Annotated in this window: 14 protein-coding genes; 5 read left to right on the top strand and 9 right to left on the bottom strand. The window is 71.9% G+C overall.

Annotated elements, in window-relative coordinates; genetic code table 11:
- The first annotated feature begins 613 nt into the window (after positions 1 to 613).
- Positions 614 to 805, top strand: a complete 192-nt coding sequence (locus ACY34K_RS10825) for a CsbD family protein (protein WP_462745960.1) — start codon at positions 614 to 616, stop codon at positions 803 to 805.
- 241 nt (positions 806 to 1,046) lie between these two features.
- Here the strand turns inward: ACY34K_RS10825 and ACY34K_RS10820 are convergent, their stop codons facing one another.
- Genes ACY34K_RS10820 through ACY34K_RS10810 form a run of 3 tightly spaced genes read right to left on the bottom strand, consistent with a single transcriptional unit; the run spans position 1,047 to position 4,439 of the window.
- Positions 1,047 to 2,447 carry an MFS transporter gene (locus ACY34K_RS10820; RefSeq protein ID WP_462745958.1) on the bottom strand — a complete coding sequence of 467 codons (1,401 nt, stop codon included), beginning with the start codon at positions 2,445 to 2,447 and terminating at the stop codon, positions 1,047 to 1,049.
- Positions 2,444 to 3,523 carry an ATP-binding cassette domain-containing protein gene (locus ACY34K_RS10815; protein WP_462745957.1) on the bottom strand — a complete coding sequence of 360 codons (1,080 nt, stop codon included), beginning with the start codon at positions 3,521 to 3,523 and terminating at the stop codon, positions 2,444 to 2,446. Before ACY34K_RS10815 ends, ACY34K_RS10820 begins: the two co-directional genes overlap by 4 nt.
- Positions 3,524 to 3,539: 16 nt before the next feature.
- Entirely contained in the window at positions 3,540 to 4,439 is a 900-nt protein-coding gene (locus ACY34K_RS10810; protein WP_462745956.1) for a hypothetical protein, read from the bottom strand.
- 1,292 nt (positions 4,440 to 5,731) lie between these two features.
- Here ACY34K_RS10810 and ACY34K_RS10805 point away from each other — a divergent pair.
- The 3 genes from ACY34K_RS10805 to ACY34K_RS10795 all read left to right on the top strand — a co-directional run bounded on the left by ACY34K_RS10805 (position 5,732) and on the right by ACY34K_RS10795 (position 7,468).
- Entirely contained in the window at positions 5,732 to 5,935 is a 204-nt protein-coding gene (locus ACY34K_RS10805) for a cold-shock protein (RefSeq protein WP_462745955.1), read from the top strand.
- An 805-nt stretch (positions 5,936 to 6,740) separates the two neighbouring features.
- The gene (locus ACY34K_RS10800) at positions 6,741 to 7,040 is read left to right on the top strand and encodes a CBS domain-containing protein (RefSeq protein WP_462745954.1); all 300 of its coding nucleotides are present in this window, start codon (positions 6,741 to 6,743) and stop codon (positions 7,038 to 7,040) included.
- 119 nt (positions 7,041 to 7,159) lie between these two features.
- Positions 7,160 to 7,468: an SCO5918 family protein gene (locus ACY34K_RS10795; RefSeq protein WP_462745953.1), complete on the top strand. Its 309-nt coding sequence runs from the start codon at positions 7,160 to 7,162 to the stop codon at positions 7,466 to 7,468.
- A gap of 84 nt (positions 7,469 to 7,552) precedes the next feature.
- Here the strand turns inward: ACY34K_RS10795 and ACY34K_RS10790 are convergent, their stop codons facing one another.
- On the bottom strand, positions 7,553 to 7,912 hold the full coding sequence (locus ACY34K_RS10790; RefSeq protein WP_462745952.1) for a hypothetical protein: 360 nt from the start codon (positions 7,910 to 7,912) through the stop codon (positions 7,553 to 7,555).
- A 751-nt stretch (positions 7,913 to 8,663) separates the two neighbouring features.
- Between ACY34K_RS10790 and ACY34K_RS10785 the strand changes: the two genes are divergently transcribed.
- Entirely contained in the window at positions 8,664 to 9,002 is a 339-nt protein-coding gene (locus ACY34K_RS10785; RefSeq protein ID WP_462745950.1) for a helix-turn-helix domain-containing protein, read from the top strand.
- 740 nt (positions 9,003 to 9,742) lie between these two features.
- On the opposite strand, the gene ACY34K_RS10780 is transcribed toward ACY34K_RS10785, so the two are convergent.
- From ACY34K_RS10780 to ACY34K_RS10760, 5 genes are read right to left on the bottom strand one after another with little or no spacing between them, the layout of a single operon-like run.
- Entirely contained in the window at positions 9,743 to 11,017 is a 1,275-nt protein-coding gene (locus tag ACY34K_RS10780; RefSeq protein WP_462745949.1) for a cation:proton antiporter, read from the bottom strand.
- Positions 11,014 to 11,832: an alpha/beta hydrolase gene (locus ACY34K_RS10775; protein ID WP_462745948.1), complete on the bottom strand. Its 819-nt coding sequence runs from the start codon at positions 11,830 to 11,832 to the stop codon at positions 11,014 to 11,016. The genes ACY34K_RS10780 and ACY34K_RS10775 overlap by 4 nt, the downstream gene beginning before the upstream one ends.
- An 11-nt stretch (positions 11,833 to 11,843) precedes the next feature.
- Positions 11,844 to 12,635, bottom strand: coding sequence for an alpha/beta fold hydrolase (locus tag ACY34K_RS10770; RefSeq protein ID WP_462745947.1), 792 nt, complete (start codon positions 12,633 to 12,635; stop codon positions 11,844 to 11,846).
- A gap of 55 nt (positions 12,636 to 12,690) precedes the next feature.
- Positions 12,691 to 14,034 (bottom strand): hypothetical protein, encoded by a 1,344-nt coding sequence (locus ACY34K_RS10765; protein WP_462745945.1) that lies wholly within the window; start codon positions 14,032 to 14,034, stop codon positions 12,691 to 12,693.
- Complete coding sequence (locus ACY34K_RS10760) at positions 14,031 to 26,396, bottom strand: amino acid adenylation domain-containing protein (RefSeq protein ID WP_462745944.1); 12,366 nt, start codon at positions 26,394 to 26,396, stop codon at positions 14,031 to 14,033. Before ACY34K_RS10760 ends, ACY34K_RS10765 begins: the two co-directional genes overlap by 4 nt.
- Positions 26,397 to 26,457 lie beyond the last annotated feature (61 nt).

Raw genomic sequence — 26,457 nt, 5'->3', positions numbered from 1 at the left:
CCATGGCCCGGCGCCTGACACGCTTATCCCCTGAACCGAGCGGATTCGGCACGGCCCCGAGGAGCCTGTCGGCAGGCTGGGCCGGCAGATCCGGATTGTCGAGCCGGCCGCGCCCCGCATCACACGGCCGCTCCGGTCGCACCCCCTTGCTGGACGGCCAGGGCTGCGATGGCGTCACTGACGCACGGTGTCGCCGGACTCCCGGGGTCGCGCGTGCGTGCGGATGCGCGGGGAGCCACCGCCGGTACCGCGTCTGCGGCAACGCCCGGGGAGGATGCGGGAGCGACCCCGGGCGCTCGACCGTGAGCCGCGAGTCCACCGTGTCCAGCCCCCGAGCTCCTGCGCCGACCATGTCGCCCTACGGGCCGCACGACGTACCGTCGCCGGATCCACGAAGGGCGAATACAGACCACTCTCGGCAGTCGACATGATCAGGCCGACGCGGGCATGTGGTGGAACAGTGGTGAGGATCTCCGGGGACGAGGCTCTGCTCAGCAGACCATGGTCCACTCGGATGCGATCACCGATCCGACCGGAAGGGGCGTCGACAGGCACGGTGGCTCACTCAAACCTAGCCTGGACCCTGATAGCCCGATCCGACGAAGGGACCATCATGAGAAGGTATGGCGCCCTGGACAAGGCCAAGGCGAGGCTCAAAGTGATCGCCGGAAAGGCCACCGGGCACGAGCGCCTCGAGGCCGAGGGCAGAACGGACGAGGCGAAAGCCAGGATCCGGCAGAAGGCAACGAGCATCCGCCGCCGCGCCGAAGGCATCAAGGACTCACTGAGAGACGACCGCTCCTGACGTTCTCCGGATCGCACGACCCGTGACCGCTCAGGCGTGGCCGGCACCGCCACGCAGCGGAGGTGTCGCGTGTGCGCCGGGCGGCAGCTGGACGGCCGTGGCCCTCGGGGTGGCGGTTCTCGGCGCGGCGAGCAGCGACCGGGATGCGGCCGGGATGCGGCCGCTGCGGGTGCTGCGGTGCGCGGTCCGGGGAGCGCCATGGCGGTCGGCCCCGCTTCCGTACCGCCGGTGTTCGGCTGCGTCACGGCATACCTCCGTCCATGGAGCCCTCCGTGGCGGGTTCAGGCCCCGGCGCGGGCACGGTCGGCCCGGCAGCGGCAGGCGGCTGCCCCGTGGTGCAGCCCGTGCCCTCCGGGGTGGGCGGAGGGGCGGGCATCTCCCGCAGGGCGCGCAGCGGCGAGCGGGCCAGGACCACCAGCGGTACGACGAGCAGGCAGGCACCGGTGACCAGCGCGGGGCGTACGCCGGCCCATGTGCCGAGCCCGCCGGCGAGCAGTGCGCCCAACGGCCGGGCGCCGGAGGTCAGCCACGTGCTGACGGCCTGCATCCGGGCCTGCATGCTGTCCTCGGTGATGATCTGACGGATCGACCGCTGGGTGGTGCCCGCTGCCCCCGCGCAGGCCAGCTGCAGGAACAACGCGCCGCCGATCACGATCTCCCAGCCGAGCCCCGGTGAGGCTACGAGGAGGGGGACTTGGGTGAGCGGCGTCAGCGCGAGCGCGCCGAGCATCAACGGCCCGGGTCCGAACCGCCGGGCGACGGCCTGGGCGGACAGCGCCCCGGCGGCCGCGCCGAGGGCGCCGAACCCGAGCACCACGCCGAAGGCGGTCGCGCTCATCTCCAGGACCCGCAGCAGGTACAGCGCCCACAGGGTGTTGAGCGCGGCCAGGGCCAGCGACGTGGTGGCGTTGACCCAGGTGAGCACGCTCAGCCGGTGGTCGTCGCGTACGTAGCGCAGGCCCTCGGCGATCTCCGTCCGCAGCCGGGGCCGCCCGGTCCGCGCCCGGGTGGTCTCACGGGCCTGGATGCGGGCGGTGCACCAGGCGCTGAGCAGGTAGGAGCCGACGTCCCCGACGAGAGCGCGAGCCGGGCCGAACAGCGCGGTCAGCGCGGCGCCGAGGGTGCTGCCGCCGGTCGCCGCGATCGCGAGCATGCCCCCGATACGGCTGTTGCCCCGTTGGATCAGGGACCGGTCCACCAGCTTCGGCAGCAGGCTGATAGCCGCCGCATCGTGCAGCACGCCCGCGGCACCCTGAACCACGGCGACGACCATGAGCTGCGCCAGGGTCAGCGCCCCCAGGGCCACGGCCACCGGCACCGTTGCCAGCGCCGTGGCGCTGACCAGGTCACCGGTGATCATCTGCCGTCGCTTGGAGTGCCGGTCGGCGAGCGCACCGGCGTGCAGAGCGAGCAGTGCGGGCGGCAGCTGCCCCCAGAACGCCAGCCAGGCCACCTGGCCGGGGGTGGCGTCCAGCTCGAGTACGGCGAGTACCGGGATCGCCATCGAGCTGAGCGAGCTGCCCGCCACACTGGCGGTCTGGCCGGTCAGATAGCACCGGAAGTCGCGGTGCCGCCACAACGACGTGGACGAGCGGCCTTCACCGGGCCCGGTGAGCGGGGGAGTGGTGACGGAGTGGTTCACCGGCCGGCCTCCTCGGCTGTGGCGGCGCCGGCCTGATAGCCGCTGGCCTGCAGGGTGAACATGGCGGCGTAGTCGCCGCCTCTGGCCATGAGCTCGTCGTGGGACCCGGATTCGACGATGCGGCCGCTGTCGAAGACGAGGATGCGGTCGCAGTCGACGACGCTGGCGAGTCGGTGGGAGATCAGCACCGTGATCTGGTCGGTGCGCAGTCGGCCGCGCAGAACGGCCTCGTACACGGCGTGCTCGGACGGCGGGTCCATGCTCGCCGTCGGCTCGTCCAGGAGCAGCAGCGGCGCCGCCTTGTACAGGCCCCGGGCGACGGCGATCTTCGCCCACTGTCCGCCGGAGAGTTGTTGCCCGCCCTTGAACCGTTTGGACAGCAGTGTCTTCCACTGAGCGGGAAGTGGGGCGATGACCCCGTCGGCTCCTGCGGCCCGTGCGGCGGTCATGGCGCGCTGGGGGTCGGCCTCGGTGAGCGTGCCGGTTCCGGCGGTGATGTTCGACAGGGCGCTGAAGGGGAACCGCACAGGGTCCTGCAGCACACAGGCGACCTGCTGGTGCACCGACTGGGCGTCCATCTCGCGTACGTCGATGCCGTCCCAGCTCACGCTGCCCTGCTGCGGTTCGTACAGGCCGGCCAGCGCCTTGGCGCAGGTCGACTTCCCCGATCCGTTGAGGCCGACGAACGCCACCGTCTCACCGGCGCGGAGCGTGAAGGAGACCCCGTTGAGCGCGGGGGTGTCCTTGCCGGGGTAGGTGAAGTGGAGGTCCTGGACGGTGATCTCCCGCACCTTCCTCGGAGCCCGCACATCGGCCGTACGGGGCAGGAGGTGGCGACTGCGCTCCTGGACGGCGAGGAGGTCGTCGACCCACAGGGCGTGCTCGTAGACGAGGTGGGCGAACTCGATGAGCTGGGTGAGGGAGGACCGTCCGGACTGGATGGCCAGGACGGCGCCGGCCCCTGCGGCCAGGGGAAGCCACCCTGCGATCAGCATGGCGGCCAGCGCGGTGTACGTGATGCCGGTGCCGACTCCGCCCACCGCCCGGCCGGCCAGGTTGATCAGGGCAGAGTTCACCCCCAGGCGGGTGTCCTCATCGGCGATCCTGACGGTCAGGCGGCGGTGCTCGTCCAGCAGGGGCGCCTTGGGCGGTGTCGGAGCGCAGCTCCGCGGCCGCGTCCACGTCGAGCAGCAGCCACGAGAACACGCGAACGCGGCGTTGCAGCGCGTTCCATCGCTTGAAGGAGTGGAAGCGGGCCCGCGCGCTGTGCACGGCGGCGGCCCCCACCGGAAGGACGGACAGCAGCAACAGCGGGAGCAGGGCGGGGTGGAGGACGCTCAGGACGCCGGCGGTGCCGACGAGCCCGAGGGCCGCGGAGGCCAGGGAGACGACCTGCCCGACGATCATCCGGGCGTAGAAGAGCCCGCGGTCGTTGGCACGGTGCACCTCGTCGTGCCAGTCGGCGTCCTCCACCGCCTCCAGCCGTACGTGCGCGGTGAGGTGCAAGAACTCGCATTCGAGCGCGGTGCGGATCTTGGGCGTGACGCGCGCCTGGGCCACCGAGACGGCTGCTTCCAGCAGGGCGCGGGCGGCGAGGAAGCCGGCCACGAGGAGGATCTGGGGGACGGCCGCGCGTACGCGATCGGGCGTGGGCCCCTGAGCGAACAGGTGCTGGAGCACACCCACCGAGGCGATCAGCCCGAAGGCCGCCATGGCGGCCGAGGCCAGCTGGCAGACGACGGCCGTGACGGTGGACGCGCGGTCCGCCTGCCAGGCGAGCCGCCCGATCAGGGTCCTGGGCAGCCGGGCGAGGACCTGACGCACGGTGGCACTGGCGGCGGCGCCGTCGTGGACGGACCAGTACGCCTCTTCCATCGCATCGGTCATGTCGCCGTCCTCCGGCCCGGCGGGCACGGTCCTCGGCGGCAGGGGCAGCGGGGCGGACCGCGGCCCGGGAACGCTGCTGGATGCTGCATCGGTGGGCTCACTCATGCCGCCCACCTCGTACCCGGTCGTGCCGAGCGGCGCGTGCGAACGTCAAGCCCCGGCGGGCGGAGAAGATCCGCCTGGCTGTCGATGCGGCTGGACATGCCGATGATGCGGTGCGGCATCTTCGGGACCTGGGCGCAGTGCCTGCGGAAGGAGGCTCGAGCGAGGCGGTTGACGGAGTACTGCGCCGTGTACCGGATCCTCGCCGGCAGCGGACGAGGAACTTTGTTGTCCTGCTGGAACTCGCGTGTGCACGCTGTGCTCAACTGCGGTCCTCCACCCCTGGTTTCTTGTGCCTTGTACGACGACACCGAGGTCAACGAGGTGGACCCTCATATCGAACACGCGTGTTTGAGACGTTGCCGGAACCCCGAGATGGAGCGGTCGACGTCGCATGTAGGGACCACGGATCCTTGTTCGGCCCGGACGCCCACCGATCGACCGGTGGCCGACACGCCGACGCTGGGTACGCGTGTGACGCTTGGGTTTTCGGATGACCCGGCACCCTGTGAAGGGGTACCCGAAAAGCTCCAAGAGCCGCCGGGAGGTTCCGCTGCCGCCCCATGTTCCGGAGGCACTTGAACGTCATTGCCCCCACCGCGAGGTGCGCGTCACCGTGGCCATCGGCGACCACGGGCGCTACTCGGCCCACCGCGACCGGGACTTGGGCGATATCCGCCGCCGCCCACTCGGACCGGTTGTCGTCGGGGAACTCGGTGGCACGGCCCGGTGGATGCACAACGTAGCCCCGAGGCACGGCCGGGAGCGGATGGCCGAGGGCCTGACCTACCTCTTCGGCCACGCCGAGTGCCCGGACTGGTCCAGCACGTTCACCGTCGCGGACCAGTACACAGCCGAGAACGATCCCGCTCAGCTCTCGGACGGTCCCGTCCCACCGGGAGGGGCTGGTGAACCGCCGGGGTTCTCCGTTGCCGCCACCAGAGCCCCACGCCGAAGGCACCGGGGCGGCTGGTGATACTCGTGGCCGCCGACAGGAGCGCCCCGGTGCGCCCGCGGGGGAGTGTTTCTCCATCGGCGAGGTGAAGGTTCGCGAGGTCGCGCGTTTCGGTTTCTTGCCGCGAATAAGTGGCGGCGCCATTCCATCGGCGTCAGCCATCGCCGCGTGCTACCGTCGATTTCAGTTGCAGTTGTGGTTCCCGATACTTCAGGCGCCCTCCGGCGGCCTCAGGGTTCGTCGGGAGCGTTTTCATCTCCGGTTTTTCCGGCGGGGTAATCATCGCGGCGACATGCATCCGCACGGTGCGGATGCGGATGATCCCCGAAGGAGATACGGCATGAGCACTGGCACCGTGAAGTGGTTCAACTCGGAAAAGGGTTTCGGTTTCATCGAGCAGGACGGAGGCGGCCCCGACGTGTTCGCCCACTACTCGAACATCGCCGCCCAGGGTTTCCGCGAGCTGCAGGAGGGCCAGAAGGTGGCCTTCGACATCGCTCAGGGCCAGAAGGGCCCGACGGCCGAGAACATCGTGCCCGCCTGACGCTGACCACGCATGACATGGTCCGGGCCCGCATCCTCCGGGATGCGGGCCCCGGCTGCATGCGTTTCCCGAACACCTCCACCAGGGTCGGAATCCGCCTCGCCCGGTCCGCGTCGCATGACGTTTTCCTCGGGAGTACGCGCCACACGCTCTCCGTGCCGTGTCACGGCCCGATGCGGCGGTCATTGCGTCCATGCCGCCTCGCCCCTTGCGGCGTCCCTGATCGCGCGGCTTCACCGCCGGGGCATCTGCTGTGCTTCTCAGCTTCCCGAGCCGGAATTCCTCGCGATGTTCTTCCGAGGGAATTCCTTGATTCGTGGCGCATCGAGGAAGGTCATATGAACAATACGCGCAGGTGCGACCGATTCTCCCGTCACTCTGACGGCGGGGGTGTCGCGGAGCGGAATCGGGGCCGTTGCGGTGGACCGGGGCACCCGGGTGGCCGCGTCCGTCGGAGTGTCGCCGCCCCTGGTGGGTTTCCGTTCCCGCAGGGAACCACCCCCGACGGCGCCGTCCAGTGCCGCCCGGCGTCGGTCCCCCGCCGCACCGGTCGCCTGACGGGGCCCGCTCATGCCGTCCCGCGCCGTCCGCACGGACCCGCCCGGCGGGCCGGGGCGGACACCTCTCCGGGGCTGTGGCCTTCGCCCTGCGGGCGTGGGAGAGGCCCGTCGGGCCGCCTCGCTCCTCCGTCCCGGATCCCGGCGGCAAGGCGCCGCGGCGCAGAGCCGGCCGATCGACGCGACAGCGCCTCAGGCTCCGCCGCGCCCATGGCCACGCCCATCGACTTCCCCATCGAAAGGCACTCGTGACAGCGACTCAGGCCCAGGTCCGCTCGGCGTGCACCGCCCCTGTTCACGCGCAGGGCCGGAACACCGGTGATGAGGCGACCGGACCGCAGGTCTGGGACGACATGGCCGCAGCGGTGGCTCCGTCGGGCATGCCGAGCGCCCGCGCCGTGGATCCGACCGTCCGCGACGACGAGGGCGGTCGTGCCGGTCTCGTCACCCAGGCCCGGCTCACCGCCTTCCGCGCCCGTCTCGCCGGCACCGACCGGGTGCGACTGGGTGCCCCGCCGTCCGTCACCCAGGGCGTGCTTCACCCCTGACCAGGCGGCCGAGGCGGTCGCGAGGCGGCGACGACCTCCCGCCAAGGTCGCTGACCCGTCGCCGCCGTACGCGAGCGGTCCCCGCTCGTGCTCCCGATGTCTCTCAACTGTGAGGTCCCATGCGCTGCGTCATCGCCCGCTTCCCGTTCGAGCTCACGAAGAACGGTGTGACGGAGGCAATGAAGGGCGTCAAGCCCGAACCGATCACCGGCGAGTCCGTCACCATCGGACGTCGCCAGTACCCCGTCAAACAGGTCGGCGCGGTCGTCACGCGCCAGGACCGCCGTGACTTCAGCGCCGCCGAAGTCGTCCGGGCCATGGTGCGGCTCGGCTTCACCTGCCATGCCTTCCCCACGGCATCACCGGCGGCCGTCGGCGATCCGGTCCAGCGGGCGTCCGCCCTGCTCGGTTCGTCCGCGGCGGTCTGACCGCGAACCGCGGCCTCGCGCACCAAGGCAGACCAGGAGGGCCCGACCGGATCACCGGTCGGGCCCTCCTCCGCGCCGTCCGGGTCAGTGGTCGGAGTAGCTGAAGTCCCCCACTGTCCAGGCGCTGACGTCGTCGATCGAGACGCGGTACATCCCGCCCGTCTCCGGGATCCCCACCGGGCCCTGGATGATCCGGGCGACGTGGAAGTGGAGATGCGTGGGACGGTCACTCGTACCCGCCGGCTTGCTGAAGACGGCGGCGAACTCGCCCAGCCGGGCCGAATCCGTCAGGACCTCCCTCACCCGCTGCCTCCACACGGCTTCGGGGGCCAGGCGCCCCGTGATGACGGCCCCACCGGTGATCACGGTCAGGGACATCTGATTGCTCTGCCCGGACTCGACCTTGGCGGCGATGTCAACGAGCAACTCGTCAGGCTTCGACATAAGGGCCGATCGTAGCCATCGGGCCCACCGGCCGTCACGACGGGGGAGCCGGCAGCCGGACCTGCCCGCGCACCCATGTCCCTGCGCCGGGAAAGGGGCGGTGACGGGCGCACCCCCCGGGCGCACAGGAGCCCCGGTCCTCCATGAGCCGTCCGACTCCCGGCCGTCGATCGCCGGGGTGCGGCGGTGGAGCATCGCCCCAGGTAGAGCATCAGCTCGATGGATGAGATTACCGCCCTGACAGAAATGCAAAAATCTATCTTGGTGAGAGTAGACATTGGTCGATGACCTGGCTACAGTTTCTGTCGTACTCGAGATCAGAGAGCCCGGCAGAGGACGATCTGCCGGGCAGTAGCCCCCGCAGAACGGGGCGGTGGCGGAGTCCTGGAGCCGCAGTTGGTACAGAAGGGTGACGGGACTGGCCACCGCATCGGGCGGGAAGGGTGACGCCCCCCGGGGTCACCAGCAGTACCGCAGTTGACAAGTAAGTTGATCGCAGGCAAGAAACGGAGGAGAGAAGCGCCATCCGGATCGCCCGGGAGGGAACGTGAGCCCGGGTACCGCAGGACATCGTTAGGCAGGTGGTCTCCGGTCACACATTCGCGATCCCCGCACCGTCACCCCCTTCACGGGCGATGATGCGGACACGATGAGCCGGCGCAGAACCGGGCCGGCAGATGGTGCAGTTCCTTCGGGGCCCTGGTGCCGTACGGCACCAGGGCCCCTCGACGCGTTCCCAAGAGAGGTGCGAATGACAGCAGACGATCCGATCGGCCGTCTTGACGACGACGACTACCCCGCCTACACGATGGGCCGCGCAGCCGAGATGCTCGGTACGACCCCCGGGTTCCTTCGCGCCCTCGGCAAGGCCCGGTTGATCACACCGCTCCGTTCCGAGGGCGGTCACCGGCGCTACTCCCGCTACCAGCTGCGCATCGCCGCCCGGGCCAGGGAACTCGTCGATCAGGGCACCCCCATCGAGGCCGCCTGCCGCATCATCATCCTTGAGGACCAGCTCGAGGAGGCTCAGCGGATCAACGCCGAGTACCGCCGGGCGGCGGGCGAGCAAGAGCCGCCGACCAGGGACTGACACGGGCGGACCGATCGCGTCGGGGTCATCACCGCGGTAGCTGTTCTCGCTGGGGCGACGGGCTGCCAAGGCGGACTTCGCCGCCGAGGCTGGTCAGGGCTCCTCGGTGTGGCGCCCGGTGCCGCTCATGGGGCCTGTGGGCCGCCGGCCAGGAGCGGGCCGGTTCGGCGTGGTGCGTGATGTCGAGGCCGAGGCGGAGCGGAGTGCGTCCGCCGGGGACGGGCAGTCGCGTTGCCCGCTACCCGCTACCCGCTGCCCGCGGAAGTGGTGACGGAGGATGTCCGCCGCCCCACGGGCTGCATCCGGCGTGGCGGCGACGATGCGGACCTCGGCACACCCGGAAGCCGAGAGCGATTCTGATTCATTGCGGTCCCGGGCGGATCCGTCCTTTCGCCGGGGTACACATCTGCGGGCGGTCCGAGCGGGGCGGACCCACTTCCTGGTACTTGCACCGCGCATACGGCGGGACCGGTCAGACACCGAGCACGTGAGAGGGCGGGGCCGCCCTGCCCGTCGGCCCGGCGGCCGCCCGGGGTGCCGACCCGGGACGGCGGCATTCCGGGAACGGGGGTCCGATCAGGTGCGCATTCCGCGTGTAACGGCCTCCGTCCCCGGACGAGCTGCCGTCCGGCGTGCCCGGACGTGCACGACGCTGTCACCCCCCGGTGCGCCGGACGGGTTCACCCGTCATGTCGAGCGCGTCGCGATCCCCGTCCCCCTTCCGTAACGGGCCGCCGGCCCTACCCCGGGGCGGCCGCTACCCGCCCGCCCTTCCGGGGAGGCGCCGGCGGCGCGTTCGCTGCCCGGCGGCGGTCGATCAGCGACAGGAGCGGGCCGGTCATCGAGGTGGTGACCACCGCCATCACCAGCAGCGCCAGGTACAGGCCGGAGGTGAGCACTCCGGCGCTGTACCCGGCCTGGAGCAGGACGATCTCGGTGAGGCCCCGGGTGTTGAGCATGACGCCGACCCGTAGTGCCTCGGCGCGTTCCTCGCCGCCCAGGCGGGACACCGCGTAGCCGCCGCCGATCTTGGAGAGCACCGCCAGGAGCGTCACCAGGATCGTCACCAGCCAGGGGATACCGCCCGAGCCCGTCCATATCCTCAGGCCGGTGGCGATGAAGAAGACCGGCACCAGCCACAGGCCCAGCGTGGACACCCAGCGGACCGGTGCGTTCCAGTGCGGTGAGTCGGGCGGGATCATCAGGCCCACCACGAACGCGCCGAAGATCGCGGTGAGCCCGCGATCCTCCGCCACGTGCGCCGCCAGCAGTACGCAGACGCCGAGGACGACGGCCATGAGCCAGGGCAGCCGGGCGCAAAGGCGCTCGGCCCGCGTGGTCTTCAGCAGACGGCGGCCCAGCGTCGCCGCCAGCGCTCCGGCCACCAGTACGGTGACCGCGGTCGTGGCACCGCCGGAGCCGGGGCGGGCGATGCCGATCACCACGGCCAGCAGCAGCCAGGCGACGGTGTCGATCAGCGCCGCCGAGGTCAGCGAGAGCCGCCCCGCGCGGGTGGCGGTCATACCGCGGTCGGAGAGGATCCTCGCGAGCACGGGCACGGCCGAGACCGCCATGGTGGTCGCCAGCAGCAGCACGAAGGCCAGGGTGGGCGCGGTTCCCCGCAGGGAGGGACGGTCGTACCAGACGAGCCAGCCGCCGAACGCCGCGCCGGCCAGCAGGGAGGGCACGAGGGTGCCCAGCGCCGTCCAGCCGACGGCCCTGTCGCGCAGGCGTGAGGCGTCCAGCCGCAGTTCGTGGGCGACGCCCACGAGGAACAGCACCAGTCCGGCGTGCCCGAGGTCGCGCAGCGGCCCCAGCACGCTGTCCGGTAACAGCACGGACTGCGCCTTCGGCCAGGCCAGGCCGAGCACCGCCGGCCCGAGCAGCATGCCGAACGCGATCTCGCCGACGACGCCGGGCTGCCCGATCCGGCGGGCGAGCCGGCGGCCCAGGAGCCCGACGACCAGGAAGGCGCCGAGTGCGGCGATCGCGTGCGCCGCCACGAGGAGCGTCACCGGCCGGCCGCTCCCTCGTCCGCCGTGCCGTCCGTCTCGACGTCCGCCGTCAGGAAGCCGACGACACGGCGCACCACGGCGTCGTCGCGCAGCACCTTGGTGTGGCCCAGGTCCCGCACGCGCATCAGCTCGGCCTGCCTCCAGGCCGCCACCAGCGCCTCGCTGTCGGCGATCGGCGCCTCCGGATCGTTCTCGTCGTGGACGACGAGCAGCCGGCTGGTGAAGTCCCGCGCCGCGAGAGCCGGTTCGATGGCGTCGAAGGAGATGCCGAGCCACTCCTCCGCACGCGTGCGGACCAGCCCGATGGCCTCCGGCGACACCTGCATCACTTCGCCGGAGCGGCGCCAGAGGCTGGTGTAGCTGCTGATGGGGTTGACGAACACGGCCCGCTCCAGGGTGACCCCGCGCGACATGGCGTAGGTCGTGGCCGCGGCGCCCAGCGAGTGGGCGACGACGGCGTCGAAGGGGCCGAACCGCTCGCCGGCCGCCTCGACCGCCTTGGCGAAGTGGATGACGGAGGACTCCGCGCCCTCCGACTCGCCGTGGCCGGGGAGATCCACGACGACCACCGCGCAGCCCGCCCGGGCGAGCGCGTCCGCCAGGACGGTCAGGTGCCCGGCGTTGCCGGCCCAGCCGTGGACCAGCAGGATCCGCCGCTCACCCTCGCCCCAGAGGTAGTGGACCACCTTGCCGCCGTCGACGACCTCGACCTCCTTGGCGGCCTGTTCGAGGATCGGCCGGGTGGCGTTCGGAGGCTGCGTCCGCATCGGCGTGAAGGCCAGCCGCCGCAGCTTCTCGGTGATGTCGGTGTCCATGTGATCGCCCCTTACCTTGTTTCTTCCACGCTCCGCAGGTGCGCGGAGATGATCTTCCGGACCTCGGGTGAGTCCACGATGTCGAAGTGGCCGGCGCCCTCGACGAGTTCCACGGTGGAGTTCCGCCAGCTCGCGTGCAGTTCTCCGGCGTGCACCGGCGGCACGTAGTCGTCGGCCGTGCCGTGCACGATCAGCCCGGGCACGTTCATCGCCCGGGCGGCATCGAGCGCCGAGTACTCGTGCCACACCGTCTCGCCGAACCTTCTCTCGATCTCCCCGGCCACCCCCCGGGCCCGGTCCTCGTCGAGGGCGTTCATCTCGGCGAACCTCTCGACCAGGAACATCTTGGCGGGCGGGGACGAGATCGACACCACGGTCCGGGCGGTCACCCCGGCGTGCCACGCGGTGAGGGCCCACAGGCCGCCCATGGAGTGGCAGACCACCGCGTGGAGGCCGGTGAGCCGGTCGTACAGGGCGCGCAGCAGGGCGCGGATCTCGGTGGGATCGCCCGTGGTGCCCAGCGCCTCCCCGTGCGGCGGCACGTCGAACAGCACCACCCGGTAGCCCTGCGCGAGGAGTTCCTCGGCGATGGACACCATGCTGCCCAGGTTGGTGTTCAGGCCGTGCACGAGGAGGACGGTCGGGCCACTGCCGCTCTGGAAGTACTTGTAGAAGCGGCCGTTCACCTTGACGGTGTGTGAACGGCACCGATTGAGGAACGCCTTCGCGAACGGATCGTGCGGCAGCTTCACGACCGTGTAGAAGCGCTCCACGAGGTCGTGCACGGATTCGGTTCGGCTCACAGCGCATTCCTCGATCGGTGTCGGTGGTTCACTTCGACCGCGTCCTTTCCGGGCCTCAGGTGCCGGGCTGCTCGCTCAGTCCGGCGAGGCACTGCCTGGCCCGCTCCGGCAGGACGTACTCCCCTTCCTTCGCGATGCGGTCGTACAGGGCCTCGACCCGCTCGTAGTGGTCGTCGAGGTTCTGGTCGAGGAGGTGGTACTCGGACTTGTTGTAGATGCCGAACTGGAGGTCCGTCATCAGGCCGAAGGGATCGATGTCGGCCGCGCGCCGGGTCCCGCCGAACACCAGGCGCAGGAACTCGTCGACGCTCTCGTAGCCGAGCGTGGCGAGGAGGAACTCGATGGACGCCCACTTGCGCCTGATCTGGTAGGCCCGCTCGTCCGGATCGACGATGAAGTCCAGACCGCTGGTCATGCCCTTCGGGTAGTGCACCTTGTTGAAGCAGCGCAGGTCGATGGTGAGGCGGTCCTTGGTGGTGCGGGGCAGGGTGCTGTCGGCGTGGGCCCGGTAGTTGTCGAAGACCAGCGCGTCACCGACCCGGCTGTCGCAGTAGTAGCCGGGAGACGGCTTGTCGGCGTACGTCTTCGCCCAGTACATCGCCATCAGGTAGTCCCGCACCGAGGGCAGGTCGATCTCGGACAGCTTTCCCTCCAGGAAGAGGTACAGCGCCTTGTCGACGGCGTCCTTCTCCTCGCCCTCCAGGCCGCACTCCAGCATCTTCTCGTAGACGTACGGGAGGTTCGGGGCCTCCACCTCCGCCTCCTCGAAGATCACGAACGGCTGCCGGGTCAGCGGCGTCGGGGTCAGCGCGGTGTGGAAGCTGCGGTACTCGGTCGGGAATCCGAGCTGCTTCTTCACCAGCGACGGGATCTGAAGGGCGATCGAGCTGGCCGCGTGCGTGCCGTACGGCCGCTTCTCGGCCGGCACGATGAAGGCGTTCACCACCGCGGTCTCGACCTCGGGGAAGTGCTCCTGGACGATGTCCTGGTTCAGGTCGTAGAAGCGCTTCGCCGAGGGCACGAACAGCACGCAGTTCTCGAACATGGTGGAGACCGGGAAGTAGCTGCCGATCGAGGCGGCGGCGAAGCTCTCCTGGATCACCGCCTGGCAGCGCAGCTGGCGTGCCAGGTTGTCCGCCAGGTCGTCGTCCAGGTTCATCCGGACGACCTGGGTGGGGTGCACCTCGGGGTGGAAGCAGCTCGTGTTCAGCGTCCGGTGCGGAGGCAGCCGGGACCCCATCTCCTCCTTGTCCACCTGGTACTTGTCGAGCACCGGGGACAGCTGCTCGGCATGGGCCGCCGCCGAGGAGTGCAGGAAGGTGCCGGTCTTCCGGTAGGTGCCCGTCACCGCGGCGTCCTCGTCCACCGTCGGGTCTGCCGCCTGGGTCGCGTCGCTCATGACGTCGTGTCCTCCGCTCGGTCCGAAGTGTTGATGCGGTCCACATAGATGCGGACGAAGTCCTCGTCGACGGGCGGGGACGGGTAGTCCTCCGCGCCGAAGACGGCGCCTCCCACGTGGAGCGCGGCGAACATGTCCGCCAGGCCCTCCGCCGTCAGGCCGTCCACCAGGGCGGCGATCCGGGCGAGGGGGCCCTCCGGGTGCGCGGCGGCGAACGCCAGCGCCCGCTGTCGCCATTCGTCGAAGGGCACGATCTCCGCCCCGCCGCCGGCGGCGCCGACCATCTCGAAGAAGCGGTCGAAGGAGGGGGCACCGGAGTTGACGAAGTCGTAGTCACTTCCGATGCGTGCCAGGTCGCTGGTCATCGCCTCGGCGATCGTCCGGCACAGGTAGTCGACCGGCAGCACCGTCGTGAGGTCGGCGGCCAGCGACGGGAAGCTCCCCATTTCGAGGCCGCCGGTGATCAGGTTGTGCAGGAAGTCGCCGCGGTCGAGCCGGAAGTGACCGGTGCGGGTCGAGGCGCCCACGAACGGCAGCCGGTACGTCGACGCCTTCGCGCCGCGCCAGCGGGCGGCGGTCACCATCTGTTCCGCCTGCCACTTGGACGTCAGGTAGCCGTACTCGCGGTCGTCCTCGCTGACCTCGTACCCCAGGTACTTGGGCAGCGTGGCGAAGGTGGAGACGAAGTGGAACGCCTTGCCGCGACCGCGTGAGGCCAGACGCAGCGCCTCGTGCGTACCGACCACATTGGGGCCGATGTAGTCCTCCAGCGGCCGCATCCAGTCCACCAGGGCAGCGGAGTGGCAGACGGCGTCCACCTGGTCGGCCAGTTCGTCGAAGTCCTCCTCGCCCAGGCCGAACAGCGGCTGGGTGAGGTCACCCACCACCGGGTTCAGCAGCGGCGCGAACTCCTCCCTCCACAGGCCGTAGCCGTCGAGGGCGCCGACCAGGCGCTCCATGGCCCGGCGGGCGTCGTCCGCCCGCACCAGGCAGTAGGCGACCACCTCGGAGGCGAGCAGCTCGTGCAGCAGGTAGGCGCCGACGAAGCCGGTGGCGCCGGTGACGAACACCGCCTCCGGGCGTACCGGCGCCGCGGTGGCGTTGTCGAAGCGGAGGTCGGGGTGCAGGCAGCCCTTCCGGGCCGTGGACAGGTCCACGCCCGCGGTACCGGCCGTCCCGGCCTCATCGGTGGCCGCCGTGCCCGTGGCCGTCGCGGGCGCCGCGTCCAGCCCCGCCTCCAGCAGCTTCGCCAGCAGGAAGTCGGCCAGCGAGGTGAGGTTGGGGTGATCGAAGGCGATCTTCGCGGGCAGGGCGAGCCCGGTCAGGTCCGCGAGCTGGTTGCGCATCAGCACCGCGGTCAGTGAGTCGATGCCGATGTCCTGGAGCGGAACGTCGACGTCCACGGCCTCCGGCGAGCCGAAGCCCAGAGTCTTCGCCACCTCCTCGCGGACCACGCCCAGCACCACGGCCGGGTACTCCTCCGGCGGGGCCTCGCCCAGGAGCTTGCGCAGGTCGGTTCCGCCGCCGGCCCGGGAACGTCCGCCCGCGTTGCCGCTGAGCAGCGCGCGGAACAGCGGGGGTATGCCGCCGCGGTTCTCGAAGTAGTGCTGCACGCGGTTCAGGTCCAGTGCGGCGGCCATGGTCAGCGCGCGACCGCTCCTGACGGCGAGCTCGAAGAGCTCCAGGCCCTCGTCCGGTGCCAGCCGGTCGAGTCCGAGCTGGGCGAAGCGGGCCCGGTCGAACTCGCTGAGCCCGGCGGCCATGCCGTCGCCCTCCCAGGGGCCGAAGGCCACCGACGTGGCCGGCAGGCCCTTGGCCCGGCGCAGGTGGGCGAGCGCGTCGAGGAAGGCGTTGGCGGCGGCGTAGTTGCCCTGGCCGGGTGCTCCCATGACGCTCGCGATGGAGGAGAACATCATGAAGAAGTCCAGCTCCATGTCCTGCGTCAGCTCGTGGAGGTGCCACAGGCCGTCCACCTTCGGCCGGAGGACCGCGTCGAACCGCTCCGGCGTCAGGGCCGTCAGAGCGCCGTCGTCCAGCACACCCGCCGCGTGCACCACGCCGCGCAGCGGGCGCTCCGCACCGAACAGGGCCATCACCCCGGCGACGTCGTCGCGGTCGGCCGCGTCGCAGGCCACCACGGTGGCCGTGGCACCCAGCTCGGACAGCTCGTCCACCAGCGACCGCGCCCCGGGGGACTCCATCCCGCGGCGGGAGGTCAGCACCAGGTCGCGTACGCCGTGCGTGCCGACCAGCCACGTGGCCACGCGCCGGCCGAGGTCACCGGCGCCACCCGAGACGAGCACCGCGCCGTCCGGCCGGACGAACTGCCGCTGCCGGGCCGGGACCAGCACCACCTTGCCCACGTGCCGCGCCTGGGCCATGAAGCGCAAGGCGTCGGAGGTGTGGGTCATGGGGAAGGTCCGCAGCGGCAGCGGCGCCAGCTTGCCCTGGGTGAACAGTTCGGCGATGGAGACCAACATCCGCTGGATGAGGTCCGGCCCCGCCTCGGGCAGGTTGTAGACGGTGTAGGTCACGCCCGGATGGCTCTGGTCGATGGCCGCCTGCTCGCGCACATCGATCTTGCCCATCTCCAGGAACCGTCCGCCGCTGCCCAGCATGCCCAGGCTGGCGTCGATGAACTCGGTCGCCAGGGAGTTCAGCACCACGTCGAAGCTTCCACCGGACTCCCCGCCGGACGCGTTCCCGCCGAAGTGCTCGACGAAGCCCAGGTCCCGCGAGGACGCGAGGTGGGCGTCGTCCAGGCCGAGTTCCCGCAGCGCGGGCCACTTGGGCTCGCTGGCGGTGCCGTAGACCTCGGCGCCGGCCAGCCGCGCCAGCTGCACCGCCGCCATGCCCACGCCACCGGCCGCGGCGTGGATCAGCACCCGCTCGCCCGCTCGCAGGCCGCCCAGTTCGTGCAGGCCGTACCAGGCGGTGAGGAAGGTCATCGGGAGGGTGGCGGCCTCCTCGAAGCCGAGGTGCTCCGGCATGCGCACCACCTGGCGCGCGTCCGTGACGACCTCGGAGGCGAAGGAGCCCCGGGCCAGGCCCAGCACGGCGTCGCCGACCTTCACCTGGTCGACGCTGCCGCCGACCTCGGTGACCACACCGGCGAACTCCAGGCCGAACGCGGGGATCTCCACCATGCCCAGGGCGTTGAGCACATCGAGGAAGTTCACCCCGGCGGCCCGCACCTCGGCGCGGATCTCGCCCGGTGCCAGGGCCCTCTCCGGCAGGGACTTGACCGTCAGCGGCTCGTCCAGGCGGCCCTTGGCGGCGATCTCCAGCTGCCAGCGGCCCTCGGCCGGGATCTCCAGATCCTGTGCCGAGCCCACCCGCAGCAGTTGCGGCACCAGCACCTCGCCGTGGCGCAGCGCGCACTCCGGTTCCGTCTCCAGCATCAACGCGGCGGGGAGTGCCTTGCGGTCCGCCTCGTCCTCGCCGAGGTCGACCAGGCGCAGGCTCAGTTCGGGGTGCTCGTTGCGCGCGGTCCGCATCAGGCCCCACAGAGGGCCGGCGCCCAGTCCGGAGACCATGTCGTCGGCGCCGGTGCCCACCGCGTGGCGGGTGACCCACACCAGCGGGGTGCGGAACTCCGTGCCGACCGCTTCCTGCAGCTGCTCCAGCGCCGCGGCGGCGAACGCGTGGGCCTGGGAGGGCACCTCCGCGTCGGAGTCCCACAGGCAGACCAGGCCGTCCAGGTCCTCGGCGTCCTCCAGCTCCCGGACCTTGATCACCTGGATGCCGGCCCGCGCCAGGAGGGTCTTGACCTCCCGCGCCCACGGCACGTCCCCGGCCGGCGTCATCATGCCCCACGAGCCGCCGAGTTCGACGTTCGCGGTGTCCACCGGGCGCCAGCCGACGTCGAACTGGAAGCGGTCCACCCCGGCAGCGGCCAGGCGGCGCAGCACCGCCCGGTCCACCCGCCGTGCGTGGAGGCGGTGCAGCCGGCCGACATGGGCGCCGTCGCTGTCGTGGATGTCGAGGGAGGCCCAGAACTCGCCGTCACCCAGCTCGAAGTCGGCGACCCGGACCCAGATCTCCGTCAGGCCCTTCACCCGCAGCGACAGGCGCTCGGCCTCGAACGGCACGAAGAGGTCGTCGCCGGTCCGGTTCTGCAGCCGCTGGGTCAGCAGCAGCGAGTGCATGGCCGAGTCCAGCAGGGCCGGGTGCAGGACGTAGCCGGCGGCGGACTGCTCCGCGCTCTCCGGCAGGGCGGCCCTGGCCCACACCTCCCCGCCCACGTGCCAGGCCTCCTTGATGCCCTGGAAGGTCGGCCCGTAGCCGTATCCGAGGGCGTCCAGGTCGCGGTAGAGGGCGGACGCGTCGAGGGGCTCGGCGCCCCGGGGCGGTACCGTCACCGCGGTGCCGGTACCGGCACCCTCCGCGGGCGTGATGCGGCCCTCGGCGTGCAGCTGCCAGGCGCCGTCCTCACCCTCGGGTGCGCTGTAGACCTGAACGGGACGGGACTCACCGATCGCCGGACCCACGGTGACCTGCGTCCGCACCGGCACCCCGGAGGCGAGCACCAGCGGGGAGGCGATGACCACGTCCGACAGGTCCCACTCGCCCTCGTGGGCGGCGTCGCCCGCGGCCCGCATGGCCTCGAAGAACGCCGTGCCCGGCATCAGGACGGCGTCCATCACCCGGTGCTCCTGCACCCACACCGGCCGGTCCGCCGCCACCACGTTGGTGAACAGCGACATCTCCGTGCCGGCGATCTCCACACCGCCGCCGAGGAGCGCGTGGCCGGTGGCGTTCAGACCGGCGCCGACCTCGCGGGAGACCGGCGGCTCGAACCAGAACCGCTCCCGCTGGAAGGCGTACGTCGGCAGGTCCACCCGGCCGCCGCCGAAGGGCGCGAAGTAGCCGGACCAGTCGACCGGGACGCCCCGCACGTGCAGCTCGGCCAGGCTCCGCTGGACCACCGAGGCGCCGTTCCTGCCCGGGGACAACGAGGGCACCCAGGACACCAGTCCCTCGTCGGCCAGGCAGGACGCCCCCAGGCCGGACAGCACCGGCTGCGGGCCGAGCTCCAGGAAGGTGTTCGCGCCCTCGCGGCGAAGGCTGCGCATGCCGTCGCTGAAGCGGACCGCGTGGCGCACCTGCCGGACCCAGTAGCCGGACTGCTCCAGTTCGCCCGGCGCGGCAGGCTCGCCGGTGAGGCTGCTGACCAGTGTGATCTCCGGAGCGTGGAAGCGGACGGACTCCGCCACGGCGCGGAAATCGGCGAGCATGCCGTCCATGTGGTGCGAGTGGAAGGCGTGGGACACCGTCAGCCGCTTGGCCTTGCGGCCCTGCTCCGAGAAGTGGGCGGCGATCGCCTCGACGGCCTCGGTGTCACCGGAGAGCACGGTCTGCGTGGGCGTGTTGAGCCCGGCGACGTCCAGCGCGCCCCGCAGCCCGAGGGCGTCGATGGCGGCCTCCGCCTCCTCGCCGGCCGCTTCCAGCGACACCATGGCTCCGCGGGCGGGCAGGGCCTGCATCAGCCGGCCGCGGGCCGCGACCAGCCGGCAGGCGTCGTCCAGGTCGAACACCCCCGCCACATGGGCGGCGGCGAACTCGCCGATGCTGTGGCCGAGCAGCAGCTCCGGCCGCACACCCCAGCTCTCCCACAGCCGCCACAGTGCCACCTGAAGGGCGAACAGGGCGGGCTGGGTGAAGTCGGTACGGTGCAGCAGGGCCGCGTCCTCACTGTCCGGATCGGCCCACATCACCTCCAGAAGAGGCCTCTCCAGCCCGGTGAAGCGGGCGGCGACCTCGTCCAGCGCCTCGCGGAAGACGGGGTACACGTCGTAGACGTCCTTGCCCATGCCCGGAAGCTGGCTGCCCTGGCCGGTGAAGAGCAGGGCCAGCCGGGGTTCCTCGGCGTGGTTCCCGGTGCGCACCGACTCCGCGGGCAGTTCCCCGGTACGGGCGAACGAGGCGAGCTTGTCGAGGAGTTCGGCCTTGTCCTTGACCTGGAGCACCAGCCGGCGGCGGAAGTGGCTGCGGGTGGTCGCCAGGGAGCGGGCCACGTCACCCAGGCGGTCCTGGATGTTCATGCCCATGTGCAGGTGCAGGTTCTCCACCTGCCGGCGCAGGGCGGCGTCGGTGTAGCCGGACACCACGAACGGCACCGTGGGCGGCAGGGGCGCGGACGCGTCCTCCTCGGCGTCCTTCGCCGCGGGCCGCGGCGGCTCCTCGACGATCACGTGGGCGTTGGTGCCGCCGATGCCGAACGAGCTGACGCCCGCGCGGCGCGGCACGTCCTTCGCCGGCCACGGGCGCTGCTCCTGGACCAGCGCCATGCCGGCGCCCTGCCAGTCCACGGTGGGGGTGGGCTCGGCGACGTGCAGGGTCCGCGGGAGCGTGTCGTGGCGCATGGCCAGCACGACCTTCATCACACCGGCCAGACCGGCGGCGGCCTGGGTGTGGCCGAGGTTGGACTTGGCCGAACCGACCCACAGCGGTACCTCGTTCGAGTGGCTGCCGCCGAAGACCTCGGCGAGCGCGGTCCCCTCGATGGGGTCGCCCAGCTTGGTGCCGGTGCCGTGCGCCTCCAGGTAGTCGATGTCGTCCGGCTGGAGCCCCGAGGCGGCCAGCGCGGCGCGGATGACCCGCTGCTGGGCGGGGCCGCTGGGCGTGGTCAGGCTGGCGCTGTGGCCGTCGTGGTTCACGGCGGTGCCGCGCAGCACGGCCAGGACGGGATCGCCGTCGCGCCGGGCGTCCGACAGCCGCTTGAGGACGACCGCGGCGGAGCCCTCGCTCCAGCCGGTGCCGTCGGTGTCGGAGGAGAACGACCGGCAGCGGCCGTCCGCCGACATGCCGCGCAGACGGCTGAACTCGACGTGCAGTTCGGGGGTGAGCATCAGGCTCACCCCGGCCGACACCGCCAGATCGCACTCACCGTTGCGCAGCGCGTTGGCGGCCAGGTGGGTGGTGACCAGGGAGGAGGAGCACGCCGTGTCCAGGGTGAGGGTCGGGCCCTCCAGGCCGAACACGTACGACACCCGGCCGGACATGGTGCCGCCCGCGGACCCCGGTCCCACGTAGCCGTCGAGGTCGGTCAGCCCGCCGGCCATGGTGAGGCCGTACTCGTGGTACGCGGAGCTCTTGCCGACACCGATGAAGGTGCCGGTCTGACTGCCACGCAGCCGGTCCATGGTGTAGCCGGCGCGTTCGAACGCCTCCCAGGTGGTCTCCAGCACCATGCGCTGCATGGGGTCGAGCGAACGGGCCTCGCGCGGGGAGATGCCGAAGAAGGCGGGGTCGAAGAGGTCGATGGGTGTGACGAACCCGCCACTGCTGCAGTACGAGGTGCCCGGCACCTCCGGGTCGGGGTTGTAGAGGGCCTCGGCGTCCCAGCGGTCCTTCGGGACCTCGACGATCCCGTCGCCGCCGCGCTCCAGCAGCTCCCAGTACTCCTCCGGGGTGTTGGCGTCGCCGGGGAGACGGCAGGCCATGCCGATGATGGCGATGGGCTCGTCGTGGACGGCGCGGCGGCGGTCGGGCACGACCTCCCGGCCGGTGTGGGTGCCGACACCGGTGCCGCCGGCCAGATAGGCGGCGAGGGTCTTGACGGTGAAGTGCTCGAAGAGTTTGGCCCCCAGGACGGGGCGTCCCAGCAGTTCCTCCAGCCGCGTCTGGACCCGGACGACCCGCAGCGAGTTGCCGCCGATCTCGAAGAAGTTCTCGTTGACGCCGATCCGGTCGTGGCCGAGGACGTCCGACCAGATGGCCACGATGTCCCGCTCCAGCTCGGTGGCGGGCTTGACGGTGGCGTCGACCTCCACCACGGGGTCCGGAAGCGCGTTCTCGTCGATCTTGCCGTTCGGGGTCAGCGGAAGCTCGTCCAGCTCCACGATGAACGCCGGCACCATGTACTCCGGCAGCCGCTCGGCCAGCCAGGGACGCAGCACGCGGTGCAGCGGGGTCCGGGGCGCTTCGCCGGCCGCGGGCGTGTTGGCGTACCGGGCGGGGGTGTCCCGGTCCGGCGCTTCGGCCGGGGCCGGGCTGAGGTCGGGGGTCTGCCCCGGCCGCCAGAACAGGGCGTCGCACCGCCAGGTCCCGCCGGAGCGGCTGGGCAGCAGCGCCAGTTCCAGGCCCGCCTCACCGGCGAGATCGGCGAGATCGGCGGGGTCGATCCAGGACGTGGGCACCACCGAGGTGCTCGTGCCCATGACCTCCAGGGCCGCGGCCACCCGGCCGGACACCTCGGCCAGCCGGCCGTTGGGGATGCCGTTCAGACGGAGCGGGCGGTCGGCGACGGCACCCAGCTCGGCGCGGAGCGCGGCCAGGTCCGGGCCGTCGGCCTGCCAGTCCCGCTCCGCCGCCGGGATGGCGGGCCGGGCGGCCTCGCCGATGTGCAGGGTGACGTCGTAGCGGTAGCGCGTCATCTCGTTGACGTGGCGACCGTCGCGCAGGGTGATGTCGACGCCGGTGATCTGCGGGAACAGTTGCGGGAGATGCGCGAAGTAGTCCCGGCTGAGGACCAGTTCACGCTCGGCGCGGACGCCTCGCTCGGCGCGGCGCGCCAGTTCCTCGGCGGAGATCCCGCCGGCCTCCCCGTCCGCGCGGAAGTGCGCCACGTCGGCGTGGAAGACCTCCAGCAGCGACAGGTCGCGTACGTCACCGAGGAACACCCGTCCCTTGGTGACCGCCCTGGTCGCCCACTCCAGCACCGACGTCAGGTAGTCGACGCTGGGGAAGTACTGGGCCACCGAGTTGATGACCACGGTGTCGAAGGCGCCCGCGGCCACCTCGGGGAGCGCGTGGGCCGCGCGCTGTTCGCACGTCACGTGCGGCAGTGAGTCCAGGTGCCGCCGGGTCGTCTCGACGGCCGCGGCGGAGGCGTCCACGGCGTGGTAGGTGCGGCAGTGCGGTGCCAGGCCGAAGAGCATCAGGCCGCTGCCGGAGCCGATCTCGAAGACGTTCTCCGGTGCGTGGGAGAGGATGCGCCGGACGGAGCTCCGCTGCCAGTCGCGCATCTCCCGGTGCGAGAAGGGGAGGCCGTCGTAGCTGTTGCGCCAGCCTGCCAGGTTGAACGTGGCATCGGCGCTGACGGGATCGGTGTCGGTGCCGGTGTCGGTGCTGGTGTCGGCGGGAGCGGTGTCGGCACCGGCTTCGTAGGCGCGGTCCCAGGCGGCGGCCCACTCGACCAGGGCGGTGCTCTCGTCCGCCGGGGTACGGACCGGGTCACCGGCCGGAGCGGCGTCGCGGACGCAGTAGGCGACCAGTTGCTCGTCGCGGCCGACCACCACGGCGCGGCGGACCGCCTCATGGCGGCTGACGACCGCCTCCACGTCGGCGGGCTCGATCCGGTGGCCGCGCAGTTTGACCTGGCGGTCGTTGCGTCCCAGCAGCGTCAGCCTGCCGGGTTCGACGAACCGCGCCAGGTCGCCGGTCCGGTAGAGGGTGCCGGGGTGGAAGGGGTTGTCCGCGAAGCGGAGCCGGGTCTGCTCGGGGTCGTTGCGGTAGCCGCGGGCCACTCCCGCGCCGCCGATGCACAACTCACCGGGGAAGCCGAGCGGTACCGGCGAGAGGTTCTCGTCGAGGACATAGACCTGGGTGCGGTCGATGGGAGCGCCGACGAGGATTCCGTCCTCCTCGGCACGCGCCGCCACCTCCCAGGCCGTGGACCACACGGTGGTCTCGGTGGGGCCGTACATGTTCCACACCGAGCCCGGGGCCCCGGCGGCGAGCAGCCGGTCCGCCAGGTCACGGGGGAGCGCCTCACCGCCGCAGAGGATCCTCCTCAGGGTGGGGGTGCCCTGCCAGCCTCCGTCCAGCAGCAGCTGCCAGGTGGCGGGGGTGCCCTGCATCACCGTGATCGCGTGCCGCTCCAGCAGCCCGCTCAGGGCCTTGGCGTCCAGGGTTTCCCGGGCCTGGGCGATGACCGTGGTCGCGCCGCAGACCAGCGGCAGGAACAGCTCCAGTACGGAGATGTCGAAGGACACGGTGGTGACCGCCAGCAGCCGGTCGTCGGCGGCGCACCCCGGCCGTTCACGCATGGCGGCCAGGAAGTTGCACACTGCCCCGTGGGTGATCTCGACCCCCTTGGGGCGGCCGGTCGAGCCCGAGGTGTAGATGACGTAGGCCAGGTCGCCCGCGTCCACATCGACCGCGAGGTCCGCGTCGGCGCTCGGCCCGGCACTCAGGTCGACGCTCACACAGAGGCCGTGCCAGGCGGCGAGGCCGGCGGGCGCGGCGGCGGGGGTGACGATGAGTGTGGGTTCGGCGTCCTCGATCATCTGGCGGATGCGTTCCGCCGGGAACCGGGGGTCCACGGGCACATAGGCCGCGCCGGTCTTCAGCACCGCCAGGAGGGCCACGACCAGGTCGATCGAGCGGTCCAGGGCCACGCCGACCAGATCCCCGCGGCCCACACCCCGGTCGGCCAGCGCGTGGGCGAGCCGATTGGCGCGGGCGTTGAGCTCGGCGTAGGTCAGCCCGGTGTCCGCGCAGAGCAGTGCGGTGTCCTCGGCATGGTCGTGTGCGGCCCGCTCGAAGAGCCGGTGCAGGCTCCGCCCGGCGAGGTCCGCGGTGGCGCGGGCCGTGTCGTTGAACTCCTCGACGAGGAGGGCGCGTTCCTCCTCGGTGAGGAGGTCGGCGGCGGCCGTCGGCCGCTCCGCGGCGGCGGGCAGACGGCCGCACCACGCGGTGAACTGGTCGGCCAGCCGGGCGACGTCCCGGGCCGCCAGGCGCGTGGCGTCGTAGTGGAAGGTGACGAGCGCACCGTCCTCGGCGCCGTCCTGCCGGACGTGGAGTTCCAGTCGCGGACGGTCGCCGTCCCGGCCGCCGGAGTCCTGGCGGTCCCGGTCGCGGGTCCCCCAGGAGATCAGTACGTCCGGTGTCAGCGCGCCGCTGTTCCAGCGTTCACGGAGCGTTTCGTCGCGGCCGACGGCGTCGCGGCGGAGCCATCCCCGCTCCTGGCCGAGGACGAACTCCCGTCGCACCGCCCGCAGGTTCTCCGAGACCGTCGCGTCGGCGTCGACACGGCACGGCAGGGGCAGCCAGGCGGCGAACAGGTCGCGGTGCGCGGCGTCGACGCCCTCGCGAGGGGCCTCCATCGCGAGGTGGACCTCCCGCCGGCCGCTCGCCCGGCTCAGGAAGATGCCCAGCGCACCCGCCAGGTGGGCGGCGGCCGCCGCGGACGCTTCCAGGACGCCGTCGCCGCCGTCGCCGCCCTCCTGGAACGGGACGTGGCATCGCACGAGGACGGGGTCCGCCTGCGGCCCGCTCCCGGCGCTGTCGGTCCCGGTCCCGCTCCCGGCGCTCTCGGTCCCGTGGCGGGGCTGCGGGTAGGGGAGGCGGTAGGGGTGGTCGCCGTCCCCGATCAGGCGCTCACGCCATCGGCCGGCGGCCTTGGAGGCCTTGACGCCCGCCTCGGTCAGACGCGCGCCCGCGTCCTCGCCGGGGACGTCCAGGACGGTGCCGGGCAGGATGCCGTGGGCCGCCGCGACGGCGCCGACGGGCCGTTCCTCACCCTCCAGGGTGCACAGCCGGGTCAGGGTGACGCTTCCGGCGCCCGTGGCCACCCGCAGGCCCGACGCGTCGTCACAGGAGAGGACCGTTCCGGGCGCGGCGGCGTGTTCGGAGGGGTTGGCGGCGGACGCGCCGGCCGCGGTGGCCGCGGTGGAAGCGTCGGCGGCCTGAGAGCGGGCTGCCCGGACGGCGTAGAACCGCCCGTCGAGGCTGACCTTGGGCCACACCAGCGGGCTCGCGAACGGGCCGTAGTCGGTGGCCCGCACCAGGGCGGCGATGCGCTCGGCCGGAAGGCTCCAGTCGATCAGCCCCTCGGCGGCGAACTGGCTGTGCCGGGAGAAGTAGCGGCGCGTCGTGGCGTCCTGGGGGGTCGCGGTCTCGCGGCCCTCCGCGATGTCGTCGATCAGTCCGGCCAGGGCGGCGACGGCCGCCTCGTCGCACTTGAGGCCCAGCGAGAGCGCGGTGTCCTCGGGCTCGATGGCCACCGGGAACCGCCCCAGCACCTCGCCGCCGTCGACGACCCCGGCCATGCGGTGCCAGGTGATGCCGTACTCCCGCGCCCCGTCGGCGATGGCCCAGGACGGCGAGTGCAGTCCCGCGTACTCGGGGAGGGGGCCGTAGTGGTAGTTGACGGCCTGCCTCGCGCAGGCCAGCAGCGCTTCGGGCACCACCGCGTAGTTGCCGGCGCTGAGCAGGAGGTCGCAGGACAACCGCGGTGCGAGTGCCACGGCCTCGGCGAGTTCGTGCTGCGGGACACCGGCCTTGACCGCCCAGGACCGGGCGGTGGCGTCACCGGTCACCACGGCTGTGATCCGGTGTCCCTTCTCCAGGAGTACCTCGCCGCAGCGAACGAGTACGCTCCCGCTGCCTATCAGGACGGAACTCAAAGAAGTCATGCCGTGCCTCCCCGTGATCACCCGCGGCGCGTCCGGTGGGCGCCGCCCGTCCCGGGGCAGG

The sequence above is a fragment of the Streptomyces sp. STAM6 genome, from assembly GCF_054963715.1.
Note: the sequence above shows the minus strand (reverse complement) of the source record. Positions and strands in the feature narration are given on the sequence as shown.

Coding starts and splice junctions, on each gene's coding strand:
- ACY34K_RS10760 (WP_462745944.1), bottom strand. CDS start 26,396: ATGACTTCTTTGAGTTCCGTCCTGATAGGCAGCGGGAGCGTACTCGTT.
- ACY34K_RS10765 (WP_462745945.1), bottom strand. CDS start 14,034: ATGAGCGACGCGACCCAGGCGGCAGACCCGACGGTGGACGAGGACGCC.
- ACY34K_RS10805 (WP_462745955.1), top strand. CDS start 5,732: ATGAGCACTGGCACCGTGAAGTGGTTCAACTCGGAAAAGGGTTTCGGT.
- ACY34K_RS10810 (WP_462745956.1), bottom strand. CDS start 4,439: ATGAGTGAGCCCACCGATGCAGCATCCAGCAGCGTTCCCGGGCCGCGG.
- ACY34K_RS10775 (WP_462745948.1), bottom strand. CDS start 11,832: ATGGACACCGACATCACCGAGAAGCTGCGGCGGCTGGCCTTCACGCCG.
- ACY34K_RS10790 (WP_462745952.1), bottom strand. CDS start 7,912: ATGTCGAAGCCTGACGAGTTGCTCGTTGACATCGCCGCCAAGGTCGAG.
- ACY34K_RS10795 (WP_462745953.1), top strand. CDS start 7,160: ATGCGCTGCGTCATCGCCCGCTTCCCGTTCGAGCTCACGAAGAACGGT.
- ACY34K_RS10825 (WP_462745960.1), top strand. CDS start 614: ATGAGAAGGTATGGCGCCCTGGACAAGGCCAAGGCGAGGCTCAAAGTG.
- ACY34K_RS10785 (WP_462745950.1), top strand. CDS start 8,664: ATGACAGCAGACGATCCGATCGGCCGTCTTGACGACGACGACTACCCC.